Below are 20,538 nucleotides of genomic sequence, written 5' to 3'. Positions count from 1 at the left end.
CCGGCATGCACTTATGCATTGCACGTCCCTTATCGGCGCCGCCGAGCTTCGCTAGACTGGTGCCATCAAACCTTTACAAACCTACCCGACATCACAGGGAGTGAACCGTGGATCTTGGAATCAAAGGCCGCCGTGCCATCGTCTGCGCATCGAGCAAGGGACTGGGCCGCGCCTGCGCGATCGCGCTCGCCAATGAGGGGGTGCACGTCACCCTGACGGCGCGCGGCGCCGAGGCGCTGAAGCAGACCGCCGACGAAATCCGCAAAACCCACCCCGGCGTCACCGTCACCGAGATCGTCGGCGACATCACGACGGCGGCCGGACGCGAAGCCGTGCTCAAGGCCTGCCCCGAGCCGGACATCCTGATCAACAACGCCGGCGGCCCGCCGCCGGGCGATTTTCGCAACTGGACCCGCGACGACTGGATCAAGGCGATCGACGCCAACATGCTGACGCCGATCGAGCTGATCAAGGCCACCGTCGACGGCATGATGGCGCGCAAGTTCGGCCGCATCGTCAACATCACTTCGGCCGCGGTGAAGGCACCGATCGAGATCCTCGGCCTGTCGAACGGCGCCCGCGCCGGCCTCACCGGCTTTGTCGCCGGCCTGTCGCGCAAGACCGTGATCAACAACGTCACCATCAACGGCCTGCTGCCGGGCCCGTTCGAGACCGACCGCCTGCGCGGCACCGCAAAGCCCGAGGCCGAGAAGCGCGGCATCTCGGCCGAGCAGGTCCTGGCCGAGCGCGCCAAGCTGAACCCCGCCGGCCGCTTCGGCCACCCCGACGAATTCGGCTATGCCTGCGCATTCCTGTGCGGCGCCAAGGCCGGTTTCATCACCGGACAGAACCTGCTGCTCGATGGCGGCGCCTTCCCGGGAACGCTGTGAGGGCTGTTTGGTACGAACGAACCGGCGCGGCGCCGACGGTACTCACCGTCGGCGAGATGCCGACGCCCGACGCCGCTCCCGGTGAAGTCCGGGTTCGCCTCGAGGCGTCCGGCGTCAACCCGGCCGATGTCGGCCGCCGCAGCGGCAACTATCGCGCGATGGAATTCCCACGCGTGATCCCGAACAGCGACGGCGCCGGGATCATCGACCAGATCGGCGAAGGCGTCACCCGCTTTGCGGTCGGTGATCGCGTCTGGCTGTTTAACGGCCAGCGCAATGGCCGTGCCTTCGGCACCGCCGCCGAATACATCACGCTGGCGGACTATCTGGTGACGCCGTTGCCGCAGGACGTGTCGTTCGCGGCAGGTGCGACGCTCGGCATCCCCTGCATGACCGCGTGGTGCGCGCTGTTCGCGGACGGCCCGATCTCGGGGCAGACGGTGCTGGTCACCGGCGGCGCCGGCGCAGTCGGCCACTATGCCGTGCAATTGGCAAAGTGGGGCGGCGCGCGCGTAATCGCGACGGTGAGCTCGCAAGTCAAGGACGTCGAGGCGCGGCTTGCCGGCGCCGACACGGTCGTCAACTACCGGACCGAGGACGTCGTCTCGAAGGCGATGGCCTTCACCGAGAACCGCGGTGTCGACCGCGTGATCGACGTCGATTTCGGCGGCAATCTCGCGACCACGCTGAAGATCATGGCAATGAACTCGACGATCGCGGTCTACGCCACCAACGGCAACCGCACGCCGACACTGCCGGTGCGCGAATTGATGGAAAAATGCATCACCGTGCGCGCGCTGGTGCTGTTCGCGCTGCCGCCGCCGCTGCTCGCGGCCGCGCAGGCCGACATCACCCAATGGCTGGCGTCGGGCACCCGCGTGCACAATATCGCCGGGCAATTCGCGCTCGCTGAGACCGCCGACGCCCATCTCGCCGTCGAGAAGGGCGACAAGATCGGCACCGTGATCGTCGACTGCGCGCGTTAATCTTCTCCCTCTCCCCGCACGCGGCAGGGCAATCGCATATGGCCGTTTGAGGCGATCGGAGTTCCCACAAACTCGTCATGCCCGGGCTCGTCCCGGCCATGACGGCGCGGAAGAATCGGTTCATTCCATATGCGATTGCCCTGTGCTTGCGGGGCGAGGTCAGGTGAACAATGCGGCTGCTTAGTGGATCGGCGTGATGCGTTCGTCGCCGGGCGAGAGGCCGAACTCGTCAAGCCCTTCGGCAAGAAAATCGCCGAGCATCGGCTCGCCCAACAGATAGTTGGCGACATGGCCGGTGCGTCCGCGGGCGGCCTCGCGACGGAGATCGGCCCATTCCTCGATGGTGCCGTCGCCGCGGCCGAGCCGCATCAAGGCGACGAGGTCGACCTGCTCGTCCTCGCTGAGCGCGTTGATGAAGCCGGTGATCTCGCGCGCCACCGGGTCATTGCCGTCGTCCTCCAGCACGTCGATCATGTCGTCGTCGGCGCCGTTCGAGCCGGAGTCGGGATCGACGAGCCCCTCCTTGACGTCGAATTCCCGCGCCTTCTCGATCAAGAAGCCGACCTTTTCAGGGGAGATTGCGAGTTCCGGCATTGCACACTCCTTCGTCCAACGAGGCGGTAACGCAGGAGGCGCCGACTTGATCCATTGCGCCGGCGCGCGGAAACCCGCATGGTCGGGCAAGAGCAACAAAAAACAGAGGGCACGCCGCATGCACTGGACCGTTGGCAAGGTCAGGATCACCAAAGTCGTCGAGCTCGAGACCGTCGGCAGCACGCGCTTCATCCTGCCGCTGGCCGGCCGGGAGGAGATCCAGAGCCTGCCCTGGCTGATCCCGCATTTCGCCAATGAGGAGGGCCGGCTGAAAATGTCGATCCATTCGTTGCTGGTGGAGACGCCGGAGCACCGCATCATCGTCGACACCGGGCTCGGCAACGACAAGCAGGGCCGCAACGTGCCGACCTGGAACAACCGCAGCGATCCGTTCCTGGAAGAACTGACCGCGGCCGGATTTGCGCCCGACACCATCGACACCGTGCTGTGCACGCATCTGCATGTCGACCATGTCGGCTGGAACACCAAACTCGTCGGCGGCAAATGGGTGCCGACCTTCGCCAATGCGCGCTACGTGTTCGGCAAGACCGAGTATGAGCACTGGCGCGACCACAGCGACGATGCCGCGCATGCCGCCGTGTTCGCCGACTCGGTGCAGCCGGTCGCGGATGCCGGCAAGGCCGAGCTGGTGCCGAGCGATCATCGCCTGACCGAGGAGATCACGCTGATCCCGACGCCGGGACACAGCCCCGGCCATATGAGCATCCACATCAGGTCCGGCGGTGAGGAAGGACTGCTGACCGGCGATGTCGCGCATCATCCCTGCCAGATGTATCACCTCGACTGGTCGTCGACCGCGGACTCCGACCAGAAGCAATCGGCCGCGACGCGGCGCGAATTGTTCTCGCGCTTTGCCGACACGCCGACGCTGGTGATCGGCGGACATTTCAACGCCGGCCACATCAGGCGTGATGGCGACGCCTTCAGGTTCGTCGCGCTCGAGGCGTGAGCTAGCCCATGACGAGATCAAGTTGAATTGGTGCGGCGTCGGAGGCTTACCTCTCCCTTGGGAGAGGTCGGCGCGCAGCGCCGGGTGAGGGGTTACGGTCCCTCGTTGGGACTATAGCCCCCTCACCCGATTTGCTGCGCAAATCGACCTCTCCCCACTGGGGAGAGGTGAAGCCAGCCCGAGGCCAAATCGATTCAACCCAACTCCAGCCTGCTAGATCAGACTGGCGCGCGCGAGGAAGAGCGCGTCCGCCTCGCTGGCGGCGATCGCGGCCGGATAGGGCAAGGCCTTGGCCCGTCCGGGAAGGTTGCGCTCGAGCTCGGCGCGCTCCTCCGCGTCATCGGCGATATAGACGGTGACCCGGATCAGCCGGCCGAGCTCGGCCTTGCGCGCCTTCATCCACAGCACCATCGGCTTGCCGGCGGCGACCTCCGGCTGATCGTCGACGTTGACGATCACGGCGAGCGGTCGGTTTGCAGCAAGCAGCTCGCCGTATTCCGCGGTCCAGTCGCAGCCGTCCTGCTCGGTCTGCAGACGGCCGGTTGCGATGAAGATGCCGGGCTCGGCCTCGCGAAAGAATTTCATGGAAGCTTCCTCATGATGACGGCGCCAGACCGTGCGGGTCGCGCGGACCCGGACGGCGGCGGGGCAGAAATATCTATCGACTGACGGTCGGTCAATTTATCTAAGCCATTTCAAAATCATTCTAAACATGCGATCCAAGAATCGGATATCAGGTGCGGATGGAAGCTGACGGTATGATCGGGAAGCGGCAGGCGGCAGCCACGCGCGGCGCGGCGCAACGCTGGAGACGGACCCAGCCCGCCGAGGTCAGGGTCGACGACCTGATGTCGGCTGCGGCGGCCCTCTTCATCACAAAGGGCATCGAGGCCACCACGATCGACGACATCGCCGCCCGGGCCGGCGTCGCGAAGGGCACCTTCTACCATTACTTCTCGACCAAGGCCGACGTGATCATCGCGCTGCGTGCGCGCTTCGCGCAGGACTTCCTCGCCCGGGTGGCGGCGGCGATCGCCGAGCGCGCCGCGCACGATCATCCCGGACGGCTGTCGGCCTGGCTGCGCGGCGCCGTCGGAACCTATCTCGCCAATGTCGAGCTGCATGATGTCGTGTTTCACGACTTCCCGCATCATCAGCGCCAGTCGCAGGAAAAGGACGACGTGATCGCCCAGATCGTCGCCGTGCTGGAGGATGGCAGGACAGCCGGCGTCTGGGCTTTCCCGGACGCCCGCAGCGCGGCGCTGATCGTGTTCGACGGGATGCATGCCGTGGCCGACGATGCGATCGTCGCGGGCACGCGCGATCCCGGGCCACCGTGCCGGCTGCTGGAAGAGATGTTCACGCGGATGCTGGCGGCGCCCCGTCCGCGATCATGACCGGCGATCGAAGGAACGGCTCAAGGCGGCCACGCCGGAAGGTGATGGCTGCAATGCCATGGCCGTGAAGCGGTTGAATTTCCGCCCGCGCTGTTCCATGAAGCGTGTCGAGGTATACCAGTAACAATCCTCAGGACATCGTAGGGAGTGATCAACATGAAGCTTGTTCGTTATGGCGAAAAGGGTGCGGAAAAGCCCGGTCTGATCGACAAATCCGGCCAGCTCCGCGACCTCTCGGCCCATCTGAAGGACCTGACCGGCGATGCCTACACGCCGGAATCGCTGAAGAAGCTTGCTGCCCTCGATCCCGCCTCCCTTCCCGCCGTCGCCGGCAAGCCGCGCTTCGGTGCCCCCGTCACCGGCATCTCCAAATTCGTCGCGATCGGCCTGAACTATTCCGACCACGCCAAGGAAACCGGCAACCCGATCCCGTCCGAGCCGATCTTCTTCCTGAAGGCCAATACCGCGCTGTCCGGTCCTAACGATCCGGTCGAGAAGCCGCGCGGTTCGACCAAGCTCGACTGGGAAGTCGAGATCGCCGCCATCATCGGTACCCGCGCCAAGTACGTCTCGGAGGCCGACGCGCTGAACCACGTCGCCGGCTACTGCATCTGCAACGACGTCTCCGAGCGCAACTTCCAGATCGAGCGCCTCGGCCAGTGGACCAAGGGCAAGTCGCACGACACGTTCGGCCCGGTCGGCCCGTGGCTCGCCACCAAGGACGAAATCGCCGACGTGCAGAAGCTGTCGATGTGGCTCGACGTCAACGGCCAGCGCCGCCAGACCGGCACGACCTCGACCATGATCTTCACGATGGCGAAGTGCATCTCCTATGTCTCGCAGTTCATGACGCTGCTGCCCGGCGACATCGTCACGACAGGCACCCCGCCCGGCGTCGGCACCGGCATGAAGCCGCCGCAATATCTCAATGTCGGCGACGTCGTGACGCTCGGCATCGAAGGCCTCGGCGAGCAGCGCCAGGAAATCGTTGGGGCGTAAGCGCCCAGGCGCTGTTGCTGAATTCGTCATGCCCGGGCTTGACCCGGCCATGACAGAGGAAAGAGCTTTCGCAAGGAATTCCCCAATGAAACTCACCTTCTCTCCCGCCTCCCCGTTCGCCCGCAAGGTGCGCATCGCGGCGATCGAGCTTGGCCTGATCGACAAGATCGAGCTGGTGCCGGCGACCGTCGCGCCCGGCACGGCAAACGACGAATACTCCAGGATCTCGCCGCTGAAGAAACTGCCGGTGCTGATCCTCGACCATGGCGACGTCATCCTCGACTCCTATGTCATCGTCGAATATCTCAACGAGCTCGGCGGCGGCCGGCTGATCCCGGGCTACGGACCGCGGCGCTGGCAGCTGAAGACCGATCATTCGCTGCTCAACGGCATGCTCGATTCCATGCTGCTGTGCCGCTACGAGAAGATGGTGCGGCCGCAGGGCTCGCTGTGGCAGGCCTGGTATGACGATCACTGGAACAGGGCCTGGGCCGGCATGGCGCGGTTCGAGAACCGGCCGGATGTTCTCGATGGCTCGTCGTTCGATATCGCGCAGATCGGCCTCGTCTGCGTGCTCGGCTATGCCGATTTCCGCTTCGCCGATTGCGGCTGGCGCAAGGCCTATCCCAAGCTCGACGCCTTCTACCAGAAAATGCTGGAGCGGCCGTCGGTGAAGATCTCGGCGCCGCCGGCGGCGTAGCCAAGGCAACCGCGGGGAGCATGTGACGCGCGAATGCCTCCCCGCCTCTCACCTCCCGGCGCAGGTCTTGTGCATCGCCGGCCGGGCTCAACCACGACCGGACAATATCTCGCCGTCATTGTCGCGATCTCGACCTTGTGATGATGACGACGGCAGCCCGGTACGGCGAGCCGAAGGAAGGCCTTGCGGCGATGGATATCCTCGCCAACATCATCCTTCCCGCCGTGCGCGACGCGCACTAGATTTTTCGCGTTTTCGTCACGCGAACCGGACTCCACTTCGCTCGAAAACCAACGCCAAGGAATCACCATGAGGCTGAAGTTTGCCGCCGGCGATCTCACCATTCATCGCATCGTCGAGCAGGAGACGACGTTCCTGCCCGCGCACGACATGCTGCCCGGACTGACGCCGGACGTGCTCGCCGAGAACCGCGGCTGGATGCAGGCCACCGGCGCGCTCGACGACAGCGACACCTTGATCCTGGCGTTCCAGTCCTATGTCGTGAAGACGCCGCACCACACCATCCTGATCGACAGCTGCATCGGCAACGACAAGCCGCGGCCGGCGCGGCCGAAATGGAACATGAAGACCGACGACAATTATCTGCGCAGTCTGGCGTCAGCCGGCTTCTCGGTCGCTGACATCGACTATGTGATGTGCACGCATCTGCATGTCGATCACGTCGGCTGGAACACGCGGCTGGAGAACGGCCGCTGGGTGCCGACCTTTCCAAACGCGCGCTACGTGTTCGACAAGGCCGAGTTCGACTACTGGACCGAGAGCAACGCGAAGGCCGAGGTCCCGCCTTTCGTGGACAGCGTGCTGCCGGTGGTCGAGGCCAAGCGGTCCGAGATCGTTGGCCATGACTTTGCGATCGGCGACCACGCCCGCATCCTGCCGACGCCCGGCCACACGCCGGGCCACGTCGCCTTCGCCTTCGGCCGCGGCAAGGACGCTGCGGTGTTTTCGGGCGATCTGATGCACTCGCCGATCCAGACGCATTATCCGGAGCTGTCGGCGAAGTTCGATGTCGACCAGACGCAAGCCGCGAAGACGCGGCGCGGCTTCCTGGAGCGCTATTGCGACACCGACACGCTGTGCTGCCCCGCGCATTTCCCTTCGCCGTCGATTGGCAAGATCAGGCGGAAGGGCAACGGGTTCGTGTGCGAGACGGTGTGACGTGAGCCAAACTCGCGACAGTCGCTCCCTGCCACCCTCCCCTGGAGGGTAGGGCAATCGCATATGGCCGTTTGAGGCAATCGGAGTTCCCACAAACTCGTCATGCCCGGGCTTGTCCCGGGCATCCACGTCTTCGTTTCCACGCGAAGAAAAGACGTGGATGGCCGGGACAAGCCCGGCCATGACGGCACGGAAGAATCGGTTCATTCCATCTGCGATTGCCCTGCCCTATAGAGGGAGGGTCGGCCCACTCAATCAAACAAACTCGGCGTGTGGTTCACGATCGCGCCTTCGATCTGCAGCATCTTCAGCTTGGTGACCACGCCGCCATTGGCCGAGAAGCCGCCCGGCTTGTTGCCCGCCGCCAGCACGCGGTGGCAGGGCACCACGATCGGGCACGGGTTGCGGCCGAGCGCCTGGCCGACGTCGCGCGACAGCTCGACGCCGCCGAGCTGCTTGGCGATATCGCCATAGGTCATGGTCTTGCCCGGCGGAATCTTCCGCGCAATGTCGTAGACGCCGCGGTTGAATTCCGGCACGCCGTCGAGATCGAGCACGATGTCGGCGAGGTCGTTCGGCTTGCCGGCGAGCAGCTCGATCATGCCGTCGATCGCGTGCTGCACCTCGGCAGGCGGGGCCGCCTCGGTGACCTCGCCGTCGCGCTGGAAGATCCGCTTGCGGGTCTTCTCCTCGGTGCCCATCGGCAGCTGCACGCCGGTAACGCCGTGCTCGCCCCAGACGACGCCACAGGCGCCGATCATGGTTTCGAAGATTGCAAAATGCTGGCCGGTCATGGCTCGCTCCAGATGTTCCCTTCAGCTCTCGCGTGAGCTTGCTGTCGATCCGGAATCTAGGCTTGGAGAATGTTGCTATCCACCCGAATTCCGTGGGAACTTGGGCCAAATCAACAACATCTCCTGCCTCTCCGCGAGCCCAAAATGCACAGCCTCCACGTCAACGGTTTCGACATGCCCTATCTCGATGTCGGAGCGGGCCCGCCGCTGGTCTGCGTGCACGGCTCGCTGTGCGACTTCCGGATCTGGTCGGCGGTGCTCGGCCCGCTGACGCGCCGGCACCGGGTGATCGCGGTCAGCCTGCGGCATTTCTTCCCGGCGCATTGGGACGGCGTCGGCGACACCTATTCGATCGCGCAGCATGTCGACGATGTGATCGCCTTCATCGAGGCCTTCGACACCAGACCGGTCGACCTGATGGGGCATTCCCGCGGCGGCCATATCTGCTTCCGTGCCGCGCAGCGGCGGCCCGACCTGTTGCGCAAGCTGATCCTCGCCGAGCCAGGGGGCGAGCTCGATGCGACCCTTGATCCCGATTTCAAGCCGGGCCCCTCGCCGCTGGCAGCACGCTTCGCGGCGTGTGCCGAGGAGATCGCCAAGGGTGACATCGACGGCGGCTTGCAGATCTTCATGGACGCGCTCGAGGGCCCCGGCGCGTGGAAACGGATTCCGGCGACCGCCAAGCAGCTGTTGCGCGACAATGCGACCACGCTGATCGGTCAGACTCGCGACCAGCGCCCGCCATTCTCGAAGGCCGATGCGGAGGCGATCAAGACACCGACGCTGTTCATCGGCGGCGCCAACACCAAGGGCATGCTGCCGAAGGTGCTGCACGCGCTCGCCGCCAATGTGAAGGGCGCGCGCACCGAGATGATTCCAGGCACCACGCATCCGATGTTCGAGCAGGCGCCCCAGCGCTACTGCGAGATCGTGCTGGAGTTTCTCTCCGCTTAGGCGGTGCACCGTCTCCCCTTGTGGGAAAGGCGAAGCAAGAAGGCTACTCTCTCACACCTTCCAGGCGCCGACCGGCTGGCGCACCGCGACGTTCAGCCGGTTCCAGACGTTGATCGCCGCGATGCCCAGCACCAGCGACGCGAGCTGCTGCTCGTCAAAGTGCTTCGCCGCTTCATCCCACACCGCGTCCGTCACCGGATCCTCGCGGTCGCTGAGCCGGGTCATCGCTTCGGTCAGCGCCAGCGCGGCGCGCTCGGCCTCGGTGAAATACGGTGCGTCGCGCCAGGCGCCGACCGCGAACAGCCGCTCGTCGGTCTCGCCGGCGCGCCGGGCGAGTTTCGGGTGCATGTCGACGCAGACGCTGCAGCCATTGATCTGGCTGGCGCGCAGATGCACCAGTTCCAGCAGCTTTTCCGGCAATGCCGGCTTGGTGCTCTCGCTCAGCGCCTGCAACGCCTTCATGGCCTCGGGAACAACCATCACCGGGTGGTTCATGCGGGCTTTCATCATGTCATTCTCCTGATTTGCCTTTTGACGGCGCCGCGCCGATCTGTTGTCACATCGGCGCAGTTTCGTTCGTCATGGCCATGACGGAGCGGACAAAGGGAATGTGACCGATGGACGAGAAAAATTCTCTCACCGAACAGTTCGAGGCCAACCGGCCGCGCTTGCGGGCCGTGGCCTACCGCATGCTGGGCTCGACCGCCGAAGTCGACGATGCCGTGCAGGAAACCTGGCTGCGGCTCGGCCGCACCGACGCTGCTGCGGTCGACAATCTCGGGGGATGGCTGACCACGGTGATCGCGCGGATCTGCCTCGACATGCTGCGCTCGCGCAAATCGCGCCGCGAGGAGCCGATCGGCCCACATGTGCCGGAGCCGATCGCGGACAATCCGTCCGAGCGCGAGACCGAGATGGCCGATTCCGTCGGCGCGGCGCTGCTCGTGGTGCTGGAAACGCTGGCACCGGCCGAACGGCTGGCTTTCGTGCTGCACGATATGTTCGCGGTGCCGTTCGAGGAGATCGCGCCGATCGTCGGCCGCACGCCGGCCGCCGCGCGGCAACTCGCCAGCCGTGCCAGGCGTCGCGTGCAGGGGACGCCGCCCGCACCGGATGCCGATCTCAGCCGGCAGCGCGGCATCGTCGAGGCCTTCCTTGCCGCGTCCCGCAACGGCGATTTCGAAGGGCTGCTGGCCGTGCTGGCGCCCGACGTCGTGGTGCGCGCCGATCAGGCCGCGCAGCGGCTCGGCTCGCTGCCGGTCATCCGCGGCGCCGCAGCGGTGGCCGAAAGCTTCAAGGGACGCGCGCAGGCGGCGAAGCCCGCGCTGGTCGACGGCGAGATCGGCGTTGCCGTCATCTTCGGCGGCGCGCTGCGCATCGTGCTGCGGGTCACGATCTCAGGCGACCGGATCGCGGCGATCGATGCGACCGCCGACGCCTCGGAGATCGAGACCTTCGATGTCGAGGTGCTCGAGCGCAGCTGACGCAGCTGGAGGCAGACAAGTCGCAATGCTAGTGTCTCCCTGCATCTGTGCAGGGAGGACGATCATGAAACTATCCATCAAATTGCTCGCGTCGGCCGGCCTGCTCGCCCTCGCCTCTTCCTCCGCCTTTGCCGCCGCAGACGAGAAGCTGCGCGCGGCCGCCGAGCTGGCCCAGCCGGCGGTGATCGAGAGCCTGCACGACATGGTGCTGATCGAGTCGGGCTCCAGCGATGTCGAGGGCCTGCAGAAGATGGCCGACTACACCGAAGCGCGGCTGAAGGCGCTCGGCGCCAAGACCGAACGCCGCAAGACCACGAAGGGCGCCGGTGCCGACATGGTGATCGGCAGCTTTGAGGGCACCGGCACGAAGAAGCTGATGCTGATCGCACATATGGATACGGTGTACGAGCACGGCATCCTCGACACCCAGCCCTACAAAATCGACGGCACCAGGATCTATGGGCCCGGCATTGCCGACGACAAGGGCGGCATCGCCGTCATCCTGCATTCACTGAAGATCCTGAACGATGCGGGCTGGCGCGACTACGCCAAGCTCACGGTGTCGTTCAATCCGGACGAGGAGGTGGGCTCGATCGGCTCCGGCGAGATCATCGCCGAGCTCGCCGACCAGCACGATGTGGTGCTGTCCTTTGAGCCGACGGTGGCGCCGCCGGTCGCGAAAAATGAGAGCCTGCTGCTCGGCGCCAGCGGCACCGCCACCGGCACGATCGATGTCAAGGGCAAAGCCTCGCATGCCGGCGCGGCGCCGCAGCTCGGCCGCAACGCGCTGATCGAGCTTGCGCATCAATTGCTGCAGACCCAGGACGTCGCGAAATCGATTCCGGGCACGCAGCTGAACTGGACCACCGCGAAGGCCGGCACCGTGCGCAACCAGATCCCCGATCACGCCACCGCCGGCGCCGACATCCGCCTCACCATTCCCGACGGCGTGCAAAAGCTGCAGGCGGCGCTCGACGAGAAGGTGAAGAACAGACTGATCGCGGACACCGAAGTGACCGTGAAGGTCGTCGCGGGCCGTCCGCCTTTCGTGGCTGACGATCGCGGCCGCGCGCTCGCGAGGCAGGGACAGGCGATCTATGCCGAGCTCGGGCGCACGCTCGACATCGCGGAAATGACCGGCGGCGCGACCGACGCCGGCTACGCCGCCCGCAGCGGCAAGGCCGTCGTGGTCGAAAGCTTCGGCCTCGCCGGCTGGGGCTATCACGCCCGCGACGAATACATCGACACCAACTCGATCGTGCCGCGACTTTATCTGATGACGCGGACGCTGATGGAGCTGGGCAAGTCGAAGTAGCGGGCTGCGAGTCGTTTCCGCGAAACTCGTCATGCCCGGGCTTGTCCCGGGCATCGACGTCTCTGGTCCCATTCAAGAAAGAAGCGGACGGGCGGCCCAGCCATCACGGCGCTGGACGGCTGCCTTGAGCGCGGCCCGGTCAAAACCGCCCCATTCTCAATCGCTTAGCGTGGCCGCAAACCGGAGCCTTGACCGCTCCTGCAACCCGCAGTAGCCTCGCTTTCGAACACGGAATTCCGTATTCCAAATTGGACGGTCGGTATGATCCCGTTGGATCCGCTCCCAAACCTCATCGACCAAGTCTACGGGCGATTGCTCGAAGCGATCATCGACCGCACGCTGCTGCCTGGCCAGCGCATCACCCAGAACGAACTCGCCGATCGGCTCGGCGTCTCGCGCCAGCCGATTTCGCACGCGCTGCATCTGTTGCATCGCCAGGGCCTTGTCGCGGAGAGCGGCAGACGCGGCTTCGAGGTGACGCAGCTCGATCCGCAGCGCATCCGCGAGCTTTATGAAGTCCGCGGCGCCATCGATGCGCTGGCGGCACGGCTTGCCGCCGCGCGTGTCAAAGAGGATGCCGTGGCCCGCACGCAACTCGAAGCCGCGCTCGAGGCCGGACGCGCGATCGACGACGGCACGCCGCTGGCGCGCCTGATCGCACTCGACGTCGATTTTCACAGCGCGATCTATCGCCTCGCCGGCAATTCCGCGATCGAGGAGATGATCGCGCCGCAATGGCCGCATATGCGCCGCTCGATGGCGACCGTGCTCGCCGAGCTCGATTACCGCGGCAGCGCCTGGACCGAGCACGAGACCATCGCCGCGCATGTTTTTTCCGGCAACGCCGCAGCGGCAGAAGCCGCGGCGCTGGCGCATGCGCAGACGGCAGGGCGGATGACCGAGGAGAAGCTGAGGGCAATCGACGTGGCGGCGTGAACCGCCGGCCGACCTCATCCTGAGGAGCGGCGCAAGCCGCGTCTCGAAGGATGAGCCAGCGAGGCCTCATGGTTCGAGACGCGTGAAGGCGCGCTCCTCACCATGAGGGGAGACACAATAACAACAGGAGGAAAGCACCATGAAACTGACCCCAGAGCAGGTCGAATTTTTCCATCGCGAAGGCTGGCTGTTCCTGCCCGAGCTGTTCACCCAGGAAGAGGTCGACTTCCTCGCGCGCGAGGCAGTTTCGATCTACGACGCCAACCGCCCCGAGGTGTGGCGCGAGAAGAGCGGCGCGCCGCGCACGGCCTTCGCCGCGCATCTCTACAATGAGGCGTTCGGAATCCTCGGCGCGCATCCGCGCATGATCGACCCCATCGAGCAGCTGTTCGGTGAGAAGGTCTACATGCATCAGTTCAAGATCAACGCGAAGGCGGCTTTCACCGGCGACGTCTGGCAGTGGCACCAGGACTACGGCACCTGGAAGCGCGATGACGGCATGCCGGAGCCGCGCGCGATGAACATCGCGATCTTCCTCGACGAGGTGATGCCGATCAACGGCCCCTTGATGCTGGTGCCGCAGAGCCAGACCGCGGGCGATCTGAAGGCCTCGCACGATCTCGAAACCACCTCGTATCCGCTGTGGACGCTGGACGAGGAAACCGTGACCCGCCTTGTGAAGCAGGGCGGCATCGTCGCGCCGACTGGCAAGCCCGGCGGCATGCTGATGTTCCACGGCAATCTGGTGCACGGATCGAGCGGCAACATCACGCCCTACCCGCGCAAGATCGTCTATTTGACGCTGAACGCGGTCTCGAACTACATCCGCACCCCGACGCGACCCGACTACATCGCGCACCGCGACTTCACGCCGATCCAGACCGTCGCAGACGACGCGCTGCTGCGGCTCGCTCGTGCACCGCGACAGGCGGCGGAGTAAAGTCTTCGACCGTCATTCCGGGACACGCGAAGCGTCGAACCGCAGATGCGCAATTGCGCATCGGGGAATCTCGAGATTCCGGGTTCGACGCTACGCATCGCCCGGAATGACTCTCTAATTGGAAGGCATCATGAACCTGCATCACCTCCTCAAAACCCGCGCCGCCGCCGGCAAGCCGGTGCGCGTCGTCCTGATCGGCGCCGGAAAATTCGGCTCGATGTTCCTGTCGCAGGTGCCGCACACGCCGGGGCTTGAGGTGCCCGTGATCGTCGATCTCGACCGCGACCGCGCCCGCGAGGCGTGCCGCACCGTCGGCTGGGACGACGCGCGGATCAGCGCCACCACCTTCACCGACGACGGCGCGCGTGCGATCGCCGGCGGCGCATTCGATGTCGTGGTGGAAGCGACCGGCAATCCCGCCGTCGGCATCCGCCATGCCCGCGCGGCGATATCAGCCGGCAAGCATGTCGTGATGGTCAATGTCGAGGCCGATGTGCTGGCGGGGCCGCTGCTCGCCGAGGAGGCACGCAAGGCCGGCGTGGTCTATTCGCTTGCCTATGGCGACCAGCCGGCGCTGACGGCCGAGATGGTCGATTGGGCGCGCGCGACAGGCTTCCGCGTCGTCGCCGCCGGCAAGGGCACGAAATACCTGCCGGCCTATCACGACGTCACGCCGGAGGGCGTGTGGCAGCATTACGGGCTCACCGCCGGCGAGGCGCAATCCGCCGGCATGAACCCGCAGATGTTCAACTCCTTCCTCGACGGCACCAAATCCGCGATCGAGATGGCGGCGATCGCCAATGCCTGCACCCTCGACGTGCCGTCGGAGGGATTGCTGTTTCCGCCCTGCGGCGTCGACGACCTGCCGCATGTGATGCGGCCGCGCGAGGCGGGCGGCGTGCTGGAGAAATCCGGCATCGTCGAAGTGGTGTCGTCGCTGGAGCGCGACGGCCGTCCGGTGTTTCGCGATCTGCGCTGGGGCGTCTATGTCGTGCTGGAGGCGCCCAACGATTATGCCGCCGATTGCTTCAGGCAGTACGGCCTCAAGACCGACGCCTCCGGCCGCTATGCGGCGATGTACAAGCCGTATCACCTGATCGGGCTCGAGCTGAACATCTCCGTGCTGTCGGCAGCGCTGCGCAACGAGCCGACCGGGCAGCCGCGCGGCTTCCGCGGCGACGTCGCAGCGGTGGCCAAGCGCAATCTGCGCGCCGGCGAGATGCTCGACGGCGAAGGCGGCTACACGGTGTGGGGCAAGCTGATGCCCGCCGCCGCCAGCCTCGCCGCCGGCGCATTGCCGATCGGGCTTGCCCATCGGGTGAAGCTGAAGAGCGACGTCGCCCATGGCGCGGTGGTGCGCTGGAGCGATGTCGAGGTCGACGAAACGAGCGACACGATCAAGACGCGCAAGGCGATGGAAGCCGCGTTCTCGCGCTGACGCGTCCTTCACCTCCCCCCGCGCTTTGCGGGAAGAGGTCGGATCGCCCCGGCGATGCGAAGCATCGTCCGGTGCGATCCGGGTAAGGGGCGAGGCACACCGCTCAACAAGCAGCATGATGCTCGCCGGATAGAGGTCCCCTCACCCCAACCCTCTCCCCGTAAGAACGGGGAGAGGGAGAAGAGCGCCCGCTCCAATAACTACGGCAGCAGCCGGCTCGCCTTCGCCAGCCTGAACCATTTGTGGAACATCGCCTCGGTATCCATCATCTCGGTGAAGCCGGCCTGGTTGATCTTCACCGTCGAGACGATCGACGGCGGACCCGACTCAGTCTGTCCGTAGCGCATGCTGTAATCGGCATATTGGAACGACAGGCCGACGAACTCCTCCAGTCCGGGCGCGATCAGGTCGTGCTTCCTGCGCAATTCGTCCCACGGCGCGATCCATTGCGGCCAGGTCTGCGCCAGCGACAGCGGCACGTGCCGGCCCGGCGTCATTTCGAGCGCATCCGATACCGCCGGCCAGATATTTTCCCAGGTGAAGACGTCGCCATTGGTGACGTTGAACGCTTCATTGCGCGCAGCCTCGGCGTCGCCCGACCAGACGATCGCGCGTGCCAGCAGATCGACATCGACCGCCTGCGCGACGCGCGGCGCGCCGCCGGGATAATCCAGCGGCCTTCCCTGCGCGCGCAACACCGCCGCATAGACGCCGAGCGGCGGGATCAGGTCCATCGCGCCGCCCATGGCTTCGCCGATGATCAGGACCGGGCGCAGGATGCTCCAGTGCCAGCTCTTGCCCCGCTGCAGCTCGCGCAGGAAATTCTCCTGCGCCCAATAGAAATTCGGCTGCTCGTACATTTCGGAACGGCCCTCGCGCGCCGGCACCGTGAGCGGCCGGACATGCACGCCATAGGCCTTGGTGCCCTGCAGCAGCGCGACATGCTTGAGATCGGGCGCGACGGGTTCGAGCACGCCCATCAAATTGCGCAGCATCCGGTCGTTGGTTTCGATCTGCCCGGCATCGCGCCAGCCATCGACCAGGCTGGGCGCCTCATAAAGCGCGGCGTAGATCAGGTGCGTTGCGCCGCCGAGCTCGGCCGCGGCGCGACGGCAATCCTCTGCGCTGGTGAGATCGATTCGCACATGCCGTGCGCCGTAGAGATCGCGCGGCTTGCGGCGCGACAGCGCAATCCGCTCGCAATCGTCGGATGCGCCGAAGTGTCGCAAGGCGGCGTTGCCCACGAGGCCGGTCGCGCCGGCAACCACGACTTTCTTGTTGGCCATGTCCTTGAACTCCCATCAACCCACCCGCCCTGCGTAGCAGATCGCGGCAAGGCCGGCAGCCATCGCGGCGGGTATCAGATGAGACCGGCAGCGCCGATCGTTCTTCGCACCTGCAACGAAGGCAGGCGCTTGATTTCCTCCGGCAAACGATCATCCTGACCGGCGGAACCGGAAACTCGGATTTCCTCAACAAGAGCCCGTCGAGGGCCACCGGACACATTCATCACAGAACGTCGATCGATCGGCGAAGAAAGACGGCACCAAGATCGTTCCCCTTGTCGAGGCATCGGCACACAGGAGGGAATACGCATGAAGCGTCGTGAATTCTTGAAGGCAGGCGGCGTCGGGCTGGCTGCGACGGCGGTCGCCGCACCTGCGGTCGCGCAATCGATGCCCGAGGTCAGGTGGCGGCTCGCGGCGAGCTGGCCGAAGGCACTCGACACGCTCTATGGCGGGTGTGAATTCTTCTGCAAGCGCGTCGCCGAGATCACCGACAACCGCTTCCAGATCCAGTCGTTCGCCGCCGGCGAGATCGTGCCCGGCCTGCAGGTGCTGGACGCCGTCTCCAACGGCACGGTCGAGATGGGCAACACCGCGCTGTATTACTACTGGGGCAAGAATCCCGCCTTCACCTTCGGCACGTCGCTGCCGTTCGGCCTCAACACGCGCCAGCACATTTCCTGGCTGCAATGGGGTGGCGGCACCGACCTGCTCAACAATCTGCTCGCAGAATACAACTGCGTCGGCATTCCGACCGGCTCGACCGGCGCCCAGATGGGCGGCTGGTTCCGGAAGGAGATCAAGTCGATGGCGGATTTCCAGGGCCTGAAGTTCCGGGTCGGCGGCTTCGCCGGCACCATCATCGCCAAGGTCGGCGGGGTGCCGCAGCAGATCGCCGGCGGCGACATCTATCCGGCGCTGGAAAAAGGCACCATCGACGCCGCCGAATGGGTCGGGCCGTATGACGACGAGAAGCTCGGCTTCGTCAAGGTCGCGAAGTTCTACTACTACCCCGGCTGGTGGGAAGGCACCGGCCAGGGCCACAATGTGATGAACAAGGACAAGTGGAACGCGCTGCCGAAGCACTATCAGGCCGCGATCCAGGCCGCCTCCGAAGACACCTTCACCTGGGTGACCGGCAAATATGATGCGGTCAACCCGCCGGCGCTGAAGCGTATAGCGCGACGATCTGGGTCGGAAGAGCGCGGCGATCAGGATGGCGAGTCAGTGTCGCGGCGCGATGATGATCGCCGCGATGATTGTCGCGCGCAAGAGTTTTGTTTGCTTTGATTGTCGCGGAGCGTCAATCAAGCGAGCGTTTTTTGTGTCGCGTGCTCCGGTGGCCGCCCTGGACCACGCTTTCGCTCGAGGGCAGTCCGCCTGCGATAGCTCTCGACGTTCATCTCGACGATGGTGGCGTGGTGAACAAGGCGATCGATCGCCGCGAGGGTCATAGCTGGGTCCGGAAAGACCTTGTTCCATTCTCCAAAGGGCTGATTGGCGGTGATCAGCAAAGAGCGTCGCTCGTAGCGTGCGCTGATGAGCTCGAACAGCACACTGGTCTCGGCCTGGTCCTTGGTGACATAGGCAAGATCGTCAAGGATAACGAGATCGAAGCGATCGAGGCGGTTGATGGCACCCTCGAGGTTGAGTTCGCGGCGCGCCACCTGGAGCTTCTGCACGAGATCGGTGGTGCGGGTGAAGAGGACGCGCCATCCGTTCTCGATGAGAGCCAAGCCGATTGCTGCTGCCAAGTGACTCTTGCCGCCACCGGGCGGACCAAACAGCAGCAGATTGGCGCCCTTGTTCAACCAGCCGTCGCCGGCGGCGAGCGCGGTCATTTGCGCCTTGGAGATCATCGGTACGGCTTCGAAGTCGAAGCTGTCAAAGGTCTTTCCGGTGGGCAGCCGCGCCTCGACGAGATGGCGCTCGATGCGGCGACGGCTGCGTTCAGCGATCTCGTGCTCTGCAATGGTGGCGAGGAAGCGCGCCGCCGGCCAGCCTTCCTTATCGGACTGCTCGGCAAATTGCGGCCACAGCACCTTGATGGCGGGCAGCCGCAGCTCGTTGAGCAACAGATTGAGGCGCGCGGTGTCGACTACGTTGGTTGTGCTCATGCGGCACCTCCGATCTCGGCAGTACCGATGAGGCATTCATAGGTGGCGAGCGGTGCGAGGCGCACCACGACGTTCGGCATCTGGGCGGGATCCGGGGCGAAGTGAGTACGTAGCCGGTTGAGGTCGGGCAGCCGGCCGTCGTTCAGGTCGGCCGTGAGCTGATCGGCGAGTTCGGCCTCGCAACCGCGCTCATGGGCGAGTGCGAGGAGATCGACCATGATCCGGCAGGCCTTCTTGTCCGGTAAGCGTTTGCGCAAGACGTCGAAGGCTCGGCGGTAAGCTTCCCGGGGGAACAGCTGGTCGCGGTAGACCAGGTTGAGGAGCGCCATCGGCTTGCGCCGCAAGGAATGGATCACGTGCCGATAATCGACGACCTGATCGTGCTTGCCATTGGGATGCGGCCGCCCGCGCGGCAAGGTGAGGAGATGCGTGCCGCCGACAAACACGTCGAGGTGATCGTCATACAGGCGCACCCGCAGCCGATGGCCGATCAAGCGCGACGGCACCGTGTAGAACACCTTGCGCAAGGTGAAGCCGCCGGACGATGTCACGTGGACGATCACCTCTTCATAGTCCGACGTGCGGCGGTCCGGCAGATCCTGAAGTGCGGTACGTTCGCTGTCGATCCGCTTGGCGTTGCGGGCATTGCGGCGGCTGACGATCTCATCGATGAAGCCACGATAGGCAGCGAGATCGTCGAAGTCGGCGGTGCCACGCAGCAACAGCGCGTCGCCGACCGCCCGCTTGAGATGGCCATGCGAACTCTCGATCGCCCCGTTCTCGTGGGCGATGCCACGATTGTTGCGGGAGGGGCGCATGCCGTAATGGGCACAGAGGTCTTCGTATCGCCGCGTCAGATCGTCTTTGGCGTCGCGGTCGAGATTGCAAAAGGCGGCCGACAGGCTGTCGGTGCGATGCTCCCGTGGCGCTCCACCGAGTGACCACAAGGCATTCTGCAGGCCTTCGGCCAGAGCGATGAAGCTCTCACCGCCGAGCACGACATGGGCGTGCTCAAACCCGGAATAGGCCAGCCGGAAGTGATAGAGACGATGGTCGAGCGGCACGCCCGCGATCGTGACACCCAATTCGCCCATGTCGGTGAAGTCGGACAGGCCGCGCTGACCGGGTTCGTGGGTCTGCCGGAAGATGACCTCCTGCTCCTCGCCGTGGATCGCCCGCCAGGCCCGGATCCGGCGCTCCAGCGTGCGACGGATGCCGGCGCCGAGCTCAGGATGGCGTCGGAGCAACTCCTCGAAGATCGTGACCGGCCGCACACCGGGGGCGGCCTTCAGCATCGGCACGATCTCTGTCTCAAATACGCGGGCCAAGGGATCTGGCCGGCGACGGCCGCGAGGAGCCTTCTTCTGCGACGGAAGGCGTCGATCCTGCTCGATCCGGTAAGCGGTCGAGGTGCTGAACGACGCCTTGGCGGCGGCCACGGGCGGGCTATCGGTCTGACGGTACTTCATGTAGAGCCTCATTTGGTGATCGGTAATGTGTCGGCCTGGCACGCGAGTGATTCCTCTTGGCGGAAGAACCACTTGCATAACCAGCCGGCC

Annotated in this window: 21 protein-coding genes; 14 read left to right on the top strand and 7 right to left on the bottom strand. The window is 65.2% G+C overall.

Annotation, left to right across the window (positions count from 1 at the left end):
* Positions 1-107: 107 nt before the first annotated feature.
* Both JEY66_RS05610 and JEY66_RS05605 read left to right on the top strand, forming a co-directional pair.
* Positions 108-890, top strand: a complete 783-nt coding sequence (locus JEY66_RS05610) for an SDR family oxidoreductase (protein WP_018268927.1) — start codon at positions 108-110, stop codon at positions 888-890.
* Positions 887-1,876, top strand: coding sequence for an NADPH:quinone reductase (locus JEY66_RS05605; protein WP_016842738.1), 990 nt, complete (start codon positions 887-889; stop codon positions 1,874-1,876). The genes JEY66_RS05610 and JEY66_RS05605 overlap by 4 nt, the downstream gene beginning before the upstream one ends.
* 180 nt (positions 1,877-2,056) lie before the next feature.
* Here JEY66_RS05605 and JEY66_RS05600 read toward each other — a convergent pair whose 3' ends face one another.
* Positions 2,057-2,470 carry a DUF3775 domain-containing protein gene (locus JEY66_RS05600; RefSeq protein WP_016842739.1) on the bottom strand — a complete coding sequence of 138 codons (414 nt, stop codon included), beginning with the start codon at positions 2,468-2,470 and terminating at the stop codon, positions 2,057-2,059.
* 118 nt (positions 2,471-2,588) lie between these two features.
* Between JEY66_RS05600 and JEY66_RS05595 the strand changes: the two genes are divergently transcribed.
* On the top strand, positions 2,589-3,440 hold the full coding sequence (locus JEY66_RS05595; protein ID WP_018268928.1) for an MBL fold metallo-hydrolase: 852 nt from the start codon (positions 2,589-2,591) through the stop codon (positions 3,438-3,440).
* Between the two features lie 213 nt (positions 3,441-3,653).
* Here JEY66_RS05595 and JEY66_RS05590 read toward each other — a convergent pair whose 3' ends face one another.
* Positions 3,654-4,025 (bottom strand): hypothetical protein, encoded by a 372-nt coding sequence (locus tag JEY66_RS05590; RefSeq protein ID WP_016842741.1) that lies wholly within the window; start codon positions 4,023-4,025, stop codon positions 3,654-3,656.
* A 158-nt stretch (positions 4,026-4,183) separates the two neighbouring features.
* Between JEY66_RS05590 and JEY66_RS05585 the strand changes: the two genes are divergently transcribed.
* From JEY66_RS05585 to JEY66_RS05570, 4 genes are all read left to right on the top strand, one after another.
* The gene (locus JEY66_RS05585) at positions 4,184-4,837 is read left to right on the top strand and encodes a TetR/AcrR family transcriptional regulator (RefSeq protein WP_244620907.1); all 654 of its coding nucleotides are present in this window, start codon (positions 4,184-4,186) and stop codon (positions 4,835-4,837) included.
* Positions 4,838-4,993: 156 nt separating this feature from the next.
* Positions 4,994-5,836: a fumarylacetoacetate hydrolase family protein gene (locus JEY66_RS05580; protein WP_026191869.1), complete on the top strand. Its 843-nt coding sequence runs from the start codon at positions 4,994-4,996 to the stop codon at positions 5,834-5,836.
* Between the two features lie 85 nt (positions 5,837-5,921).
* Positions 5,922-6,536, top strand: a complete 615-nt coding sequence (locus tag JEY66_RS05575; protein ID WP_016842744.1) for a glutathione S-transferase family protein — start codon at positions 5,922-5,924, stop codon at positions 6,534-6,536.
* A 309-nt stretch (positions 6,537-6,845) separates the two neighbouring features.
* Positions 6,846-7,715: an MBL fold metallo-hydrolase gene (locus JEY66_RS05570; RefSeq protein ID WP_016842746.1), complete on the top strand. Its 870-nt coding sequence runs from the start codon at positions 6,846-6,848 to the stop codon at positions 7,713-7,715.
* Positions 7,716-7,966: 251 nt separating this feature from the next.
* Here the strand turns inward: JEY66_RS05570 and JEY66_RS05565 are convergent, their stop codons facing one another.
* Positions 7,967-8,509, bottom strand: coding sequence for a methylated-DNA--[protein]-cysteine S-methyltransferase (locus JEY66_RS05565; RefSeq protein WP_018268929.1), 543 nt, complete (start codon positions 8,507-8,509; stop codon positions 7,967-7,969).
* Positions 8,510-8,653: 144 nt separating this feature from the next.
* Here JEY66_RS05565 and JEY66_RS05560 point away from each other — a divergent pair, with 144 nt between their 5' ends.
* A complete protein-coding gene (locus JEY66_RS05560; protein WP_016842748.1) occupies positions 8,654-9,463 on the top strand; it encodes an alpha/beta fold hydrolase in 810 nt (269 codons plus the stop codon).
* 51 nt (positions 9,464-9,514) lie between these two features.
* Here the strand turns inward: JEY66_RS05560 and JEY66_RS05555 are convergent, their stop codons facing one another.
* Complete coding sequence (locus JEY66_RS05555; protein ID WP_026191870.1) at positions 9,515-9,970, bottom strand: carboxymuconolactone decarboxylase family protein; 456 nt, start codon at positions 9,968-9,970, stop codon at positions 9,515-9,517.
* Positions 9,971-10,080: 110 nt separating this feature from the next.
* Between JEY66_RS05555 and JEY66_RS05550 the strand changes: the two genes are divergently transcribed.
* The 5 genes from JEY66_RS05550 (at position 10,081) to JEY66_RS05530 (ending at position 15,576) form a co-directional block, all read left to right on the top strand.
* Entirely contained in the window at positions 10,081-10,947 is an 867-nt protein-coding gene (locus JEY66_RS05550) for a sigma-70 family RNA polymerase sigma factor (protein WP_018268930.1), read from the top strand.
* Positions 10,948-11,011: 64 nt separating this feature from the next.
* Positions 11,012-12,262, top strand: coding sequence for a M20/M25/M40 family metallo-hydrolase (locus tag JEY66_RS05545; protein WP_018268931.1), 1,251 nt, complete (start codon positions 11,012-11,014; stop codon positions 12,260-12,262).
* A 261-nt stretch (positions 12,263-12,523) separates the two neighbouring features.
* Positions 12,524-13,198 (top strand): GntR family transcriptional regulator, encoded by a 675-nt coding sequence (locus tag JEY66_RS05540; protein ID WP_016842753.1) that lies wholly within the window; start codon positions 12,524-12,526, stop codon positions 13,196-13,198.
* 139 nt (positions 13,199-13,337) lie between these two features.
* Entirely contained in the window at positions 13,338-14,138 is an 801-nt protein-coding gene (locus JEY66_RS05535; protein ID WP_016842754.1) for a phytanoyl-CoA dioxygenase family protein, read from the top strand.
* 130 nt (positions 14,139-14,268) lie between these two features.
* A complete protein-coding gene (locus JEY66_RS05530; protein ID WP_026191871.1) occupies positions 14,269-15,576 on the top strand; it encodes an NAD(P)H-dependent oxidoreductase in 1,308 nt (435 codons plus the stop codon).
* A 200-nt stretch (positions 15,577-15,776) separates the two neighbouring features.
* Here the strand turns inward: JEY66_RS05530 and JEY66_RS05525 are convergent, their stop codons facing one another.
* The gene (locus JEY66_RS05525) at positions 15,777-16,862 is read right to left on the bottom strand and encodes an NAD-dependent epimerase/dehydratase family protein (RefSeq protein ID WP_018268933.1); all 1,086 of its coding nucleotides are present in this window, start codon (positions 16,860-16,862) and stop codon (positions 15,777-15,779) included.
* A gap of 309 nt (positions 16,863-17,171) precedes the next feature.
* Between JEY66_RS05525 and JEY66_RS05520 the strand changes: the two genes are divergently transcribed.
* The gene (locus tag JEY66_RS05520; protein ID WP_018268934.1) at positions 17,172-18,152 is read left to right on the top strand and encodes a TRAP transporter substrate-binding protein; all 981 of its coding nucleotides are present in this window, start codon (positions 17,172-17,174) and stop codon (positions 18,150-18,152) included.
* A gap of 17 nt (positions 18,153-18,169) precedes the next feature.
* On the opposite strand, the gene istB is transcribed toward JEY66_RS05520, so the two are convergent.
* A complete protein-coding gene (gene istB / locus JEY66_RS05515; protein WP_016842034.1) occupies positions 18,170-18,979 on the bottom strand; it encodes an IS21-like element ISBj11 family helper ATPase IstB in 810 nt (269 codons plus the stop codon).
* On the bottom strand, positions 18,976-20,490 hold the full coding sequence (gene istA, locus JEY66_RS05510; RefSeq protein WP_026191872.1) for an IS21-like element ISBj11 family transposase: 1,515 nt from the start codon (positions 20,488-20,490) through the stop codon (positions 18,976-18,978). The genes istB and istA overlap by 4 nt, the downstream gene beginning before the upstream one ends.
* Positions 20,491-20,538 lie beyond the last annotated feature (48 nt).

This window comes from Bradyrhizobium elkanii USDA 76, assembly GCF_023278185.1.
Taxonomy (GTDB): Bacteria; Pseudomonadota; Alphaproteobacteria; order Rhizobiales; family Xanthobacteraceae; genus Bradyrhizobium; species Bradyrhizobium elkanii.
This window is presented reverse-complemented; position numbering and strand designations above follow the sequence as displayed.

Excerpts from the sequence above, each read along its gene's own strand:
- JEY66_RS05600 (WP_016842739.1), bottom strand. The coding sequence starts at position 2,470 with ATGCCGGAACTCGCAATCTCCCCTGAAAAGGTCGGCTTCTTGATCGAG.
- JEY66_RS05595 (WP_018268928.1), top strand. The coding sequence starts at position 2,589 with ATGCACTGGACCGTTGGCAAGGTCAGGATCACCAAAGTCGTCGAGCTC.
- JEY66_RS05590 (WP_016842741.1), bottom strand. The coding sequence starts at position 4,025 with ATGAAATTCTTTCGCGAGGCCGAGCCCGGCATCTTCATCGCAACCGGC.
- JEY66_RS05585 (WP_244620907.1), top strand. The coding sequence starts at position 4,184 with ATGGAAGCTGACGGTATGATCGGGAAGCGGCAGGCGGCAGCCACGCGC.
- JEY66_RS05580 (WP_026191869.1), top strand. The coding sequence starts at position 4,994 with ATGAAGCTTGTTCGTTATGGCGAAAAGGGTGCGGAAAAGCCCGGTCTG.
- JEY66_RS05575 (WP_016842744.1), top strand. The coding sequence starts at position 5,922 with ATGAAACTCACCTTCTCTCCCGCCTCCCCGTTCGCCCGCAAGGTGCGC.
- JEY66_RS05570 (WP_016842746.1), top strand. The coding sequence starts at position 6,846 with ATGAGGCTGAAGTTTGCCGCCGGCGATCTCACCATTCATCGCATCGTC.
- JEY66_RS05565 (WP_018268929.1), bottom strand. The coding sequence starts at position 8,509 with ATGACCGGCCAGCATTTTGCAATCTTCGAAACCATGATCGGCGCCTGT.
- JEY66_RS05560 (WP_016842748.1), top strand. The coding sequence starts at position 8,654 with ATGCACAGCCTCCACGTCAACGGTTTCGACATGCCCTATCTCGATGTC.
- JEY66_RS05555 (WP_026191870.1), bottom strand. The coding sequence starts at position 9,970 with ATGAAAGCCCGCATGAACCACCCGGTGATGGTTGTTCCCGAGGCCATG.
- JEY66_RS05550 (WP_018268930.1), top strand. The coding sequence starts at position 10,081 with ATGGACGAGAAAAATTCTCTCACCGAACAGTTCGAGGCCAACCGGCCG.
- JEY66_RS05545 (WP_018268931.1), top strand. The coding sequence starts at position 11,012 with ATGAAACTATCCATCAAATTGCTCGCGTCGGCCGGCCTGCTCGCCCTC.
- JEY66_RS05540 (WP_016842753.1), top strand. The coding sequence starts at position 12,524 with ATGATCCCGTTGGATCCGCTCCCAAACCTCATCGACCAAGTCTACGGG.
- JEY66_RS05535 (WP_016842754.1), top strand. The coding sequence starts at position 13,338 with ATGAAACTGACCCCAGAGCAGGTCGAATTTTTCCATCGCGAAGGCTGG.
- JEY66_RS05530 (WP_026191871.1), top strand. The coding sequence starts at position 14,269 with ATGAACCTGCATCACCTCCTCAAAACCCGCGCCGCCGCCGGCAAGCCG.
- JEY66_RS05525 (WP_018268933.1), bottom strand. The coding sequence starts at position 16,862 with ATGGCCAACAAGAAAGTCGTGGTTGCCGGCGCGACCGGCCTCGTGGGC.
- JEY66_RS05520 (WP_018268934.1), top strand. The coding sequence starts at position 17,172 with ATGAAGCGTCGTGAATTCTTGAAGGCAGGCGGCGTCGGGCTGGCTGCG.
- istB (WP_016842034.1), bottom strand. The coding sequence starts at position 18,979 with ATGAGCACAACCAACGTAGTCGACACCGCGCGCCTCAATCTGTTGCTC.